The sequence below is a fragment of the Homoserinibacter sp. GY 40078 genome (assembly GCF_008017545.1).
Lineage (GTDB): Bacteria > Actinomycetota > Actinomycetes > Actinomycetales > Microbacteriaceae > Homoserinibacter.
This window is the reverse complement of sequence record NZ_VRTZ01000002.1, coordinates 475,765-487,488: the sequence shown is the minus strand read 5'-3', so window position 1 is coordinate 487,488 and position 11,724 is coordinate 475,765. Positions and strand designations below refer to the sequence as shown.

Annotated in this window: 10 protein-coding genes; 2 read left to right on the top strand and 8 right to left on the bottom strand. The window is 70.5% G+C overall.

The features are described 5' to 3' along the window. Positions 1-34 precede the first annotated feature (34 nt). Positions 35-514 (top strand): aminoacyl-tRNA deacylase, encoded by a 480-nt coding sequence (locus tag FVQ89_RS11030; protein ID WP_147901991.1) that lies wholly within the window; start codon positions 35-37, stop codon positions 512-514. Between the two features lie 95 nt (positions 515-609). On the opposite strand, the gene FVQ89_RS11025 is transcribed toward FVQ89_RS11030, so the two are convergent. The 4 genes from FVQ89_RS11025 to FVQ89_RS11010 all read right to left on the bottom strand — a co-directional run bounded on the left by FVQ89_RS11025 (position 610) and on the right by FVQ89_RS11010 (position 4,799). Beyond that, positions 610-1,266, bottom strand: a complete 657-nt coding sequence (locus tag FVQ89_RS11025; protein ID WP_147901990.1) for a DsbA family protein — start codon at positions 1,264-1,266, stop codon at positions 610-612. A gap of 40 nt (positions 1,267-1,306) precedes the next feature. Further along, on the bottom strand, positions 1,307-2,284 hold the full coding sequence (locus FVQ89_RS11020; protein WP_147901989.1) for a CPBP family intramembrane glutamic endopeptidase: 978 nt from the start codon (positions 2,282-2,284) through the stop codon (positions 1,307-1,309). Next, the gene (locus FVQ89_RS11015; RefSeq protein ID WP_147901988.1) at positions 2,284-3,669 is read right to left on the bottom strand and encodes a glycine--tRNA ligase; all 1,386 of its coding nucleotides are present in this window, start codon (positions 3,667-3,669) and stop codon (positions 2,284-2,286) included. Before FVQ89_RS11015 ends, FVQ89_RS11020 begins: the two co-directional genes overlap by 1 nt. 62 nt (positions 3,670-3,731) lie before the next feature. Beyond that, positions 3,732-4,799, bottom strand: coding sequence for an aminotransferase class V-fold PLP-dependent enzyme (locus FVQ89_RS11010; protein WP_370454463.1), 1,068 nt, complete (start codon positions 4,797-4,799; stop codon positions 3,732-3,734). Positions 4,800-4,918: 119 nt separating this feature from the next. On the opposite strand from FVQ89_RS11010, the gene FVQ89_RS11005 reads away from it, so the two are divergent. Further along, positions 4,919-6,850 carry a patatin-like phospholipase family protein gene (locus FVQ89_RS11005; RefSeq protein ID WP_187265011.1) on the top strand — a complete coding sequence of 644 codons (1,932 nt, stop codon included), beginning with the start codon at positions 4,919-4,921 and terminating at the stop codon, positions 6,848-6,850. Positions 6,851-6,859: 9 nt separating this feature from the next. Here FVQ89_RS11005 and FVQ89_RS11000 read toward each other — a convergent pair whose 3' ends face one another. The 4 genes from FVQ89_RS11000 to nadA are packed head-to-tail and all read right to left on the bottom strand — an operon-like array spanning position 6,860 to position 11,723. Next, complete coding sequence (locus FVQ89_RS11000; protein WP_147902438.1) at positions 6,860-7,999, bottom strand: cysteine desulfurase family protein; 1,140 nt, start codon at positions 7,997-7,999, stop codon at positions 6,860-6,862. A 12-nt stretch (positions 8,000-8,011) separates the two neighbouring features. Next, complete coding sequence (nadC, locus tag FVQ89_RS10995; protein WP_147901985.1) at positions 8,012-8,857, bottom strand: carboxylating nicotinate-nucleotide diphosphorylase; 846 nt, start codon at positions 8,855-8,857, stop codon at positions 8,012-8,014. Beyond that, a complete protein-coding gene (gene nadB, locus FVQ89_RS10990) occupies positions 8,854-10,431 on the bottom strand; it encodes an L-aspartate oxidase (protein ID WP_147901984.1) in 1,578 nt (525 codons plus the stop codon). The genes nadC and nadB overlap by 4 nt, the downstream gene beginning before the upstream one ends. A gap of 2 nt (positions 10,432-10,433) precedes the next feature. Continuing rightward, a complete protein-coding gene (gene nadA, locus FVQ89_RS10985; protein WP_147901983.1) occupies positions 10,434-11,723 on the bottom strand; it encodes a quinolinate synthase NadA in 1,290 nt (429 codons plus the stop codon). Between the last annotated feature and the right edge of the window lies 1 nt (position 11,724).

Genomic DNA, 11,724 nt, shown 5'->3' with positions numbered 1-11,724 from the left:
GATTCTTCCAGATCGTGCCGCGAGGAGGCCGGACATGGGCGCAGGTCGCGACCGGGTCGCACAGGATGCCGCCGAGCGGGGCATCGAGGTGGAGTTCGTCGAACGTCCCGCCGCGTCGTCCCTTGAGGAGGCTGCGGCGCTGCTCGGCATCACCCCCTCCGACGTCGTGAAGTCGCTCGTGGTGAAGCGCAGCGACGGCACCTTCCTCTTCGCCGAGATCCCGGGAGACCGGGTGATCTCGTGGCCGAAGCTCCGCGCGCTCGTGGGCGTCAACAAGCTGCAGATGCCGGAGGCCTCCGTCGCTCTGGACGCGACCGGATACGAGCGCGGCACCATCACGCCGCTCGGATCCACGTCGGCCTGGCCCGTCTACGTGGACGAGCGCATCGTTGGTCGCCGGGTGTCGATGGGTGCGGGCGAGCACGGGGCGAGCCTGTTCGTGATGGCCGACGACCTCATCCGCGGTCTCGGTGCGACCGTCGCGGACATCTCCGAGCCGGCGCCCGAGCGCTGACCCGCGGAGCCTTGCGGGCTACTCGGCCGCGGGGATCTCGCACACGTCGCCCTCGCAGACGACGGCATCCGGATCGCCGAGCGGAACGAGCCCGCTCATGCGACCGCCCCGGCCTTCTCGGTAGCGACCTGACGCAGCACCTCGGCGAACGTCGACGACTCCTGCGCACCCGAGACGCCGTACTTGCGGTCGATCACGAAGAACGGCACACCCTGGATGCCGAACTCGGTCGCCACGGCCTGGTCCTCACGCACGTCGTCGAGGTACTCATCGGCCTCGAGCGAGCGGATGACGTCGTCGCGGTCGAATCCGAGCTCGGCCGCGAGATCGGCGAGATCCGCGACACGGCCGACGTGTCGCCCCTCCTCGAAGTACGCCTTCAGGAGGCGCTCCTTCATCTCCAACTGCCGCCCGCGCAGCTTCGCGTAGTGCAGCAGCTGATGCGCCTTGACCGTGTTCGTGTGCTGGAGCGCGTCGTAGTCGTAGTGAAGGCCGACCGACTCGGCGATCCCCGTGACGCGCGCGATCATCTGCTTGGCCGTGTCCTCGGGCACCCCCTTGTGCTGGGAGAAGAACTCGAGCTCGCTGCCCTCGAAGTCGACCGGCGTGTCGGGAGACAGCTCGAACGAGTGGTACTCGATCTCGACGGGAACGCCCGCCTCCGCCGCACCCGCTTCGAACCGCCGCTTGCCGATGAAGCACCACGGACAGGCGATGTCGGACCAGATGTCGATCTTGATGGGTTCAGCCATGTGACGTGTCAACGACGGCACGCGCCGAGGCATTCCCGGTTCAGGCGGTCAGCCGAGCGATGCCGCGTCGTGCCGCGAGCCGATCGACCCACAGCACGTATCCGGTGGTGAAGACCACCTGCAGGATCGGGGCGAGGGGGCCGCTGCCCTCCGAGCTCATCTGAGTGGTTCCCGTGATACCGCTCGCGAGAAGCAGCAGCGCCACAAGGTTGTTCACCACGTGCAGGACGATCGCCGCCTCGAGTCCGCCCGTGCGGATGGTCACGATCGCGAAACCCGCGCCCATGACCGCGACACTCAGCGCGCCCCAGAGCTCGTACTGCGTGTGGCCGACCGTGAAGATCAGGGTCGACACGACGACGCCGATCCACGACCAGCGCAGCCATGCTCCCATCACCTGCAGGATGAGTCCTCGGAACACATACTCTTCGGCGGCCGCCTGCAACGGCACGAGCACGATGATCATGACCGCGAGCAGCGCGAAGAGCCCGCCATCGACGGGAACCGGCTCGACCGTCTCCCCCGCGATGAGCACGAAGAGGTACGGCAGACCCGTCGCCACGGCGGTGACGACCACCGCGGGCACGAGACAGCGCGCCATCCAACCCCAGCGCAGCCGGCCGGCGACCGAGTGCCGGACCCGCACGGGACGCAGGCCCGCGCACCACATGGCCGCCGGTACGAGCGGGAGGAGCACCACCAGGCTCAGCATGAGCAGCGCGAGCGAGAGCGGGTTCGCCACATCCGTCGTCTGAGCGACGAGGTCCGACTCGAGCGACCCGAGGTCGCCCGTGAGGTCGAGAGCACCGGTGAGGATCGCCACGACGAGCCACAGCACCGACACGATCGTGAGCGCGACGCCCGCGAAGACTGCGAACAGCACGACCGCCACGAGCGGCCGCCATGCCGCGTACCCGCGAACCGTGCGGAACATCCGGTGGTACGGAGTCGGCGGGATCGGCTCGGGCGCGACGGGAACGATCGGTGCCGCGAAGCCCGGAGGAGGCGGGTAGCTCATCAGGCGCCGCGGAGCTGCTCTGCGAGATAACCGTGCAAGCGGTCGAGCGACACGCGCTCCTGGGCCATGCTGTCGCGCTCACGCACCGTGACGGCCTTGTCGTCGAGGGTGTCGAAGTCGACCGTGACCGCGAACGGGGTTCCGATCTCGTCCTGCCGGCGGTAGCGGCGCCCGATGGCGCCCGCGTCGTCGAACTCGATCATCCAGTCCTCGCGAAGCGATGCGGCGAGCTCGCGCGCCACCGGCGAGAGCTGCTCGTTCCGCGACAACGGCAGCACCGCGACCTTCACCGGGGCGAGCCGGCGGTCGAGTCGCAGCACAGTACGCGTCTCCACTCCGCCCTTCGCGTTGGGGGCCTCGTCCTCGTGGTACGCGTCGATGAGGAACGCCATGAGAGCGCGGGTCAGACCGAACGCGGGTTCGATCACATACGGGACCCAGCGCTCGTTCGTCGTCTGGTCGAAGTACGAGAGGTCCTTGCCCGAGTGCTCGGAGTGCGTCTTCAGGTCGAAGTCGGTGCGGTTGGCGATGCCCATGAGCTCGCCCCACTCCCCCGAGGTGAAGCCGAAGCGGTACTCAACGTCGACGGTGCGCTTGGAGTAGTGGCTGAGCTTCTCCTGCGGGTGCTCGTAGAGGCGCAGGTTGTCTTCGCCGATGCCGAGGTCGCGATACCAGCCGTACGACGCGTCGATCCAGTACTGGTGCCACTCCTCGTCCGTCCCGGGCTGAACGAAGAACTCCATCTCCATCTGCTCGAACTCGCGGGTGCGGAAGATGAAGTTGCCCGGCGTGATCTCGTTGCGGAAGCTCTTGCCGATCTGGGCGATGCCGAACGGCGGCTTCATGCGCGAGCTCGACGCGACGTTCGCGAAGTTCACGAAGATGCCCTGCGCCGTCTCGGGACGGAGGTAGTGCATGCCCTCTTCGTCGTCCACCGGGCCGAGGAAGGTCTTGAGGAGCCCCGAGAAGGCACGCGGCTCCGTCCACTTGCCCCGGGTGCCACAGTTCTCGCACACGATGTCGGCGAGGCCGTTCTCGGGCGCACGGCCCTTCTTCTCTTCGTAGGCCTCGAGGAGGTGGTCTTCGCGGTAGCGCTTGTGGCAGTTGAGGCACTCGATGAGCGGGTCGGAGAAGACCTCGACGTGCCCGGACGCCTCCCACACCTGCCGGGGAAGGATCACCGAGGAGTCGATGCCCACGATGTCGTCACGGCGCTGGACCATGAACTTCCACCACTCGCGCTTGATGTTCTCCTTGAGAGAGGTGCCGAGCGGGCCGTAATCCCATGCGGAGCGCGAGCCCCCGTAGATCTCACCCGCCTGGTAGACGAATCCTCGCCGCTTCGCGAGAGAGATGACCTTGTCGAGAGGGTTGGGCGTCGCCACGGATGACTCCAGGGGTCGGGCCGCGCCGGCTTGCGCGGTCACGGGGGTGCGGAACCCCCAGCCTACCGACCGAGGCCGCTCTCGCCGCGCACCGCCCGGACGACCATCTCGACGTCGTCCTCGGTGTTCCAGAGGTGGAATGACACCCGGGCGCGTCCGGCGCGCCCGGAGGCGCGTACTCCGGCCGCTGCCATCGCCGCGAGCTGCGCCCCGTCGGCATCCGGCCAGGCGACGATGGCCTGGCGCTGAACCGGGATGCCGAGCGCATCGCACAGCTGAGCGCCGAGGCCTGAGGTGTGACGCCAGACCTCGTCGATGTCGAGGTCGGCGAACAGCCCGATCGACTGCTCGGCGCCCACCCACGCCTGCCAGGCAGGCGATACGTCGAACCGGCGGGCATCGCGGGCCAGCGAGATGCCCGGGCCGTAGCAGCTCTGCCAGACGTCGCCACCGGCGTACCAGCCCGCCTGCACCGGGCGAAGCAGCGCATCCGCCGCGGTGCCGACGGTGAGGAAGCTCACTCCCCGTGGCGCGCACAGCCACTTGTAGCTGTGACACACGGTCAGGTCGTACGCCGACGCATCCACCGGCATGACGCCGGCAGCCTGCGTCGTGTCGCAGAAGGTCAAGGCGCCGTGGCGAGACGCGGCCTCGCGGATCGCCTCCACGTCGGCGATCTCGCCCGTCGCCGACTGCACGAGCGAGAAGACGACGAGGAAGGTGTCGTCGTGGATGGCATCGGCGAGCGCGTCGAGGGGCACGGTCCGCACCCGAAGGTCGTCGCGGGCCTCGAAGGGAGCGATGATCGACGAGAAGTCGCCGGCCACCGCGAGGACCTCGGCCCCTTCGGGCAGGGCGCTCGCCACGAGGGACGCCTGCACCGAGGTCTGCGAACCGATCGCGACGCGATCCGATGCGACGCCGACAAGCCTGGCGTAGGAGGCGCGCGTGCGATCGATGATCGCGTCGTATCCCTGCGGGTCGCGATCGGCGCGGGCCCAGGCGGCCAGATCGGCCTGGAGGGCCTCGACCGCCCTCCGAGGCGGGAGGCCGATCGATGCGGCCGCGAGATAACCGCGCGGGTCGCCGAACTCGGCGATGGCAGCGGCGAGTCCGGACGAGATGCTCACCGGACAAGCGTGCGGGAGACCCCGCCATCCCACAAGCACCAACGCCGTCCTCGCGGCCTTCCCCCGAAGGTGCGAGCGGCGTATCGTGCGCGGTGTCACCGGCGATGCAGGAGGCCGAGATGTCCACCACAACCGAACCGACATCCGCGGGAGATCGCTGGGCGTCCCCCGAGCTCGAGTGCGACCTCGTCATGAAGGGCGGAATCGCCTCGGCCGTCGTGTACCCGCGGGCCATCGCCGAGTTCGCCACCCGCTACCGGCTGCGAAGCGTCGGCGGCACCTCCGCGGGAGCGATCGGGGCCGCGTTCGCCGCGGCGGCGGAGTACGGTCGCAGCTCGGCCGTGGGCGGGTTCGGGGCCCTCAGCGGCCTCCCCGACGAGCTCGGCGACGGGCGACTCGCCGAACTCTTCCGGCCGCAGAAGACGACGGCGGTGCTTCTGCCCTTCATGCTCATCGCGACGGGACACGACCGCCCCGGCCCGGCCCGGTCGGGGGCGAGTCGCGTCGGCGCGATCGCCGCCCACCTCATCCGGGGGCTTCCTCTCGGCCTTCTCGGCGGGCTGCCCGGAGCGCTGCTCGTGGCGCTCGGGATCATCGCCGCGACGACGACGCCGGGCTGGGGCATCGCAGCGGGGATCGCGCTCATCGTGGTCGGGCTCTTCCTCGGCGTGCTCGGCTGGCTCGTCGCCTCAGGTGCTCTCGTGATGCGCGTGCTCACGGGGGCTCTCCCCGAAAACGGGTTCGGCATCTGCACCGGGCTCGGAACCGACTCCTCCCCCGCCTTCACGGACTGGTTGTCGTCGCGCATCGACCACGTCGCGGGACTTGAGCCCGGCGTCGCACCGCTCACCTTCGGTCAGCTGCGGAGCGGACCCGCGGGAGGGTCCGCGAACGCCTGGGCGCCGATCGACCTCCGGATGGTCACGACGTGCCTCACCCGCGCGCGGCCCTACGAGATGCCGTGGGAAGCGAACACGTTCTCCTACGACCCCGACGAGTGGGCGCGCATCTTCCCCGCATACGTCATGCGCGCGCTCGCGGATCACGTGCCCGTCGGGGCGACGGAGGAAGCGCGGTGGATCGATCGGTTCGGAGCATCCGGCCGAGCAGGACGACGGCTGCTGCGCCTCCCCGCGCAAGAGGACCTTCCGGTGATCGTGGCGACCCGCCTCTCATTGAGCTATCCGCTGCTGATCTCTGCCGTGCCGCTCTGGGCGGTCGACTACCGCTCGACGGCGACCCGAGCAGCGATCGACGCGCTTCGCGTCGGCGACGAAGGCGCGGCGGATGCCGCGGGCATCGCATTCGAGCGTCTCTGGTTCACCGACGGTGGGCTGTGCAACAACTTCCCCCTCCAGTTCTTCGACCGCGCCCTGCCGACCCGACCGACGTTCGCGATCGATCTCGGCGACGCGCGGAAGCACCCGGGGATTGACGACGAGCTCTACCGTTACGCCCGCGACAACCGGGAGGGCATGGAACCGCCGCACGTGCCGATCCCCGAGAACGGGTTCGGTGCGCTCGCGTCGTTCGCCCGCGCCATCTTCACGACGCCGCAGGGCTGGGCCGACAACGCCCACCTCGACGTTCCGGGATATCGAGACAGGGTGATCAAGATCCTCCAGACCCCCGAGGAAGGCGGACTCAACCTGCATATGAAGGGCGAGACGATCGCCGCACTCGCCGACCGCAGCGAGAACGCCGCCCGTGCCCTCATGGAGCAGTTCGCGCGTCCGCGGTACCGCGTCGGCCGCACGCAGAGCCCCACCGGGTGGGACAACCACCGGTGGGTGCGCTTCCGGGCCCTGCTCGCGGTGCTGCCGGACTTCCTCGACGGGTTCCGCACCGGCCGGGAGGCGCTCGACATCGACCCCGCGAATCCGCCCAGCTACTCGTTCGAGACCGCACAGCAACTCGTCGGCGGGATGGCCATCGCCGATGGGATGCGCGACGCGGCATCGGCTCGCTCGGCGGTGCCCGAGGAGGTCATCCGCGAGTTGAAGCGGACTCCGCCCCGCGCGGGTGTGCTCCGGCGCTCGCCGCAGCTCTGAGTCAGCGCATCAGGAGGCGAGGGCCCGCACAGCGCCGATCCCCGCCGCGACGCGCTCCACGATCTCCGGCACCCACGCGGGGGTAGCGTCGAGCGGGAGCGTGATCCGCACGGCGGTCTGCGCGACCTCCGGGGGGATCCCGAGCGCGAGGAGGACGGCCGACGGTTCGTCACGGCCCGCCGCGCACGCGGAGCCCGACGAGCACACGATGCCCCGCTGTTCGAGTTCGAGGAGCACCGCCTCGCCCGAAGTGCCCGGGAAGCAGAACGAGACGTGTCCCGGTAGGCGGTGGCTGCGGGAGCCGGTCACGAGCGCGTCCGGCACTCTCTCCCGCACCCCCGCGATGATCGCGTCGCGGACCGCCACGAGCTGGTTATGGCGGGGGCGTTCGAGAGCCGCGAGTGCGAACGCCGTCGCGAGCGCCACGATCCCCGGTACGTTCTCGGTGCCGCTGCGCCGCTCGCGCTCCTGGCCACCGCCGTTGAGCACCGGCTCGAGCGGAACGCCGCCGCGCACGATGAGCGCGCCGATGCCCTTGGGCGCGCCCAGCTTGTGGCCGGCGATGCTGATCGCGTCGACGCCGAGCTCGTCGAGGCCGAGCTTCAGGTCTGCCGCGGACTGCACCGCATCCGTGTGGAAGCGGGCCCCGACCTCATGGGCGAGGTCGGCCAGACGCCTGATCGGCTGGATCGTGCCGATCTCGTTGCTCGCGTGCTGAATGCTGACGAGGGTCGTCTCGGGTCGCAGCGATTGCGCGAGGTCGACCGGATCGATCAGGCCGTCCGCATCGACCGGCAGGATGCTCACGTCGAAGCCGTGCAGGCGACGCAGGTGGTCGACGGACTCGTGCACCGCCTCGTGCTCGATTGCGCTCGTCACGACGTGACGCCCGCGAGGCTCGGCCAGTGCGATGCCCTTCACCGCGAGGTTGTCGGCCTCGGTGCCGCCCGAGGTGAAGACGACCTCGCTCGCGCGCGCACCCACCTGGTGCGCGACCGTCTCGCGGGCGGCCTGGACGGCGTGCGCGGCGCGCCGACCGAGTTCGTGGGTGCTCGACGGGTTGCCGAAGTCTCCCGTGAGGTAGGGCCACATCGCCTCGATCGCCTCGCGGCGTACGGGAGTTGTGGCAGCGGTGTCGAGATAGAGCAGCTCGTCCATGGATCAGTCCACCGCGATGTCGAGCCCGAGATCGAGGGAGCGCACCGAATGCGTCAGCGCGCCGACCGAGATGATGTCGACGCCCGCTTCCGCGATGGCTCGCACGGTGTCGATCCGCACCCCACCGGATGCCTCGACGAGCGCCCGGCCCGCGACGATCCGCACGCCCTCTCGCAACTGATCGGGGGTGAAGTTGTCGAGCATGATCGTGTCGACGCCCGCACCGACGACCTCCTCGATCTGGTCGAGACGATCGACCTCCACCTCGAGGTGCGTCGTGTGTCCAAGGCGGGCGCGCGCGTCGCGAATCGCCTCGCCGAGCGGGACACCCGCACGCGTGAGGACGGCGAGGTGGTTGTCCTTGGCCATCACCGCGTCCGAGAGCGAGAAGCGGTGGTTGTGCGCACCGCCGTCACGCACCGCCTGGCGCTCGAGGATCCGCAGCCCCGGCGTGGTCTTCCTCGTGTCGACGATGCGCGCGCGCGTACCCGCCACGGCATCCACGAACTCGGCGGTGAGCGTCGCGATGCCGCTCATGCGCTGCGCGAGGTTGAGGGCGACCCGCTCGGCCCGCAGGATCGCGCGAGCGGAGCCCGACACGCGCGCCAGCACGTCTCCCGCGGCGAACGACTCGCCGTCGGTACGCGTGAGCCCCGTCTCCGCCGACGGATCGACGAGTTCGAACACGCGCGCGAACACCTCCAACCCGGATGCGACGCCCGTCTCTCGCGCCACGAGCGAGGCGCTGGCCCGGGCCTCCTCGGGGATGAACACCTCGCTCGTCACGTCGCCCCAGGGCGCGTCCTCGGCGAGAGCTCGGCGGATGATGTCGTCGACGGCGTCGCTCACCGGCGGGCCTCCTCGGCGCGGGGTGCGACGGCGAGCCGCCACGCGATCGGGTGGGCGAGCTCCGGGCGCGCGTCGGCGGCGTCATCGCGCGCGTGGGCGCCCCGTGACTCCTCTCGGGCCAGAGCGGCGCGCGTGACGACGCGTGCCAGGTCGAGCAGGTTGCGGTCTTCGAGCCCAGCGACGGAGTCCGTGGACGCCTCCCAGCTCTCGAGGACGGCCAGCGCCCCGATCAGGCCACCGGCGTCGCGCCGGAGGCCCACGGAGTCCTGCATGAGGTGCCGCAGGTGGTCGCGGTCCGCCGGGATCGCGTGCGCCGCACGCAGCCGCGTGGCGGGCGGCACGCGCACGACGGTCGCGTCCCCGCCGACGCCCTCACCCGGGATCGGCCACGCCGTCTCCAGCGCGTCGGCCGCACGCCACGCGAACACGAGAGCCTCCAGAAGGGAGTTCGATGCGAGGCGGTTTGCCCCGTGCACCCCGGTACGCGCGGCCTCGCCGACGGCGAACAGGCCGGGCACGCTCGATCGACCGTGGAGATCCGTGCGGATGCCGCCCATCCAGTAGTGGGCGGCGGGCGCGACCGGAATGGGCTCTGTGGTCCAGTCGAAGCCGTGCGCCAGGGTCGCCGACGTGATCCCCGGGAAGCGCGCGGCGAGGAAGCCGTGCCCTCGATCCCGCTCGAGCGCTGTTGCGTCGAGCAGCACGGGTGCACCCGCCTGCCGCGCGACCGCATCCGCGATGCCTCGCGCGACCACATCGCGGGGTGCGAGCTCGGCGTCCGGGTGCACCTCGCGCAGGAATCGGCGGCCCGCCGCGTCGAGCAGCACCGCGCCTTCGCCCCGCACCGCCTCCGAGATCAGTACGCCGCCGGGAACAGCCAGCGCGGTCGGGTGGAACTGGACGAACTCGACGTCGGCGAGGACCGCGCCCGCGCGCCAGGCAGCCGCCACGCCATCACCGGTGGCACCCTCGGGATTCGTGGTGCGGGCGTACAACATCCCGGCTCCACCCGTGGCGAGGATCACCGCGTCCGCGTCGAGGCGTTCGGTCGTGCCCGCCGGGGTCACGACCTCGACGCCGACGACGGGGGCGCCGGAGGCCTCGCGACTGCGCAGCACGTCGCGCAGGAAGGTGTGCTCGCGGATCACGAGAGAGCGCCGCCGCAGCTCCGCCACGAGGGCGAGCTCGATCGCGAGGCCCGTACCGTCGCCGCCCGCGTGCAGCACGCGACGCGCCGAGTGGGCGGCCTCGTGCCCTCGCGCGAGGCGACCGTCGGCGTCGAGGTCGAATTCCACCCCCCACCGCAGAAGGTCGCGGATGCGCGCCGGCCCCTCGGAGCAGAGCACCTGAACCGCCGCCGGATCGCTGAGCCCGGCTCCCGCTCGGAGAGTGTCCGCGACATGCGACTCGACCGAGTCGTCGGGGAACATGGCCGCGGCGATCCCGCCCTGGGCATACCGGGTGTTCGAGTCGGTGAGAGCGCCCTTCGTGACGAGCACCACCTCGTGCCGCTCGCTCGCCCGCAGTGCGGCGACGAGGCCCGCGATGCCCGAGCCGACGACGACGACGCGCATCGTCAGCTCCGCGGCTTCGCGTCGAGCATCCGCTCGAGCGCGACCCGTGCATCCGCGGCGACGTCGTCCGGTACCTGGATGCGGTTGAGTGTGCGCCCCTCGACGAGACCCTCGAGCACCCATGCCAGGTAGCCGGGGTGGATGCGGTACATCGTGGAGCAGGGGCACACGACGGGATCGAGGCAGAAGATCGTGTGCTGCGGATACTCGGCCGCGAGCCGATTGACCATGTTGATCTCGGTGCCGATCGCGAAGGTCGTGGGCTCGGTCGCGGCCGCGACCAACTGGCGGATGCGGTCGGTCGACCCCGAGGCATCCGCGGCGTCCACCACATCCATCGGGCACTCGGGGTGCACGATCACCTGCACGCTCGGGTACTCCGCGCGCGCCTTCTCGATCTGCCCGACCGTGAAGCGCTTGTGCACCGAGCAGAACCCGTGCCAGAGGATCACGCGGGCATCGAAGAGCTCGTCGGGCGCGTTTCCGCCGAGGGGCTTGCGCGGGTTCCACATCGGCATGCGATCGAGCGGCACGCCCATGCGCTTGGCCGTGTTGCGCCCGAGGTGCTGGTCGGGGAAGAAGAGCACCCGCTGGCCGCGCTCGAACGCCCACTCGAGCACCGTCTCGGCGTTCGAGCTCGTGCAGACGATGCCTCCGTGGCGCCCGCAGAACGCCTTGAGCGCCGCCGAGGAGTTCATGTAGGTCACCGGGATGACGGGAACGCGCCCGTCGGCATCCGGCTCGCTCCCGTAGAGCGCTTCGAGGCGCTCCCAGCACTCCTCGACCGAGTCGATGTCGGCCATGTCGGCCATCGAGCAGCCCGCCGCGAGGTTCGGGAGGATCACTTCCTGATGCGACTGCGCGAGCACGTCGGCGGTCTCGGCCATGAAGTGCACGCCGCAGAACACGATCGCCTCAGCATCCGGCACGGTCTGCGCCGCCCGCGCGAGTTGGAAGGAGTCGCCGAGGAAGTCGGCGTGCGCGACGATCTCGTCGCGCTGGTAGAAGTGGCCGAGCACCACGACCCGGTCGCCGAGCACCGCCTTCGCGGCACGGATACGTTCGGCGAGCTCGACATCGTCGGCCTCGCGGTACTCAGCCGGCAGCTCGCCCTGGCGCGGCGAACCGACAGGGATGACGTCGCTCATCGACGAGCCAGGACCGTATTGCACGGCACGGTCGAACTCCCACGGGCTCTGCGCAAGCGCGGGGCTGCACGCCTCCGCGGGGCGGCCTGCCGCGTCGCGGCCGGTCGCGCGGATGAGCTGGATCGTCTGGTCGACGGAGGGCATT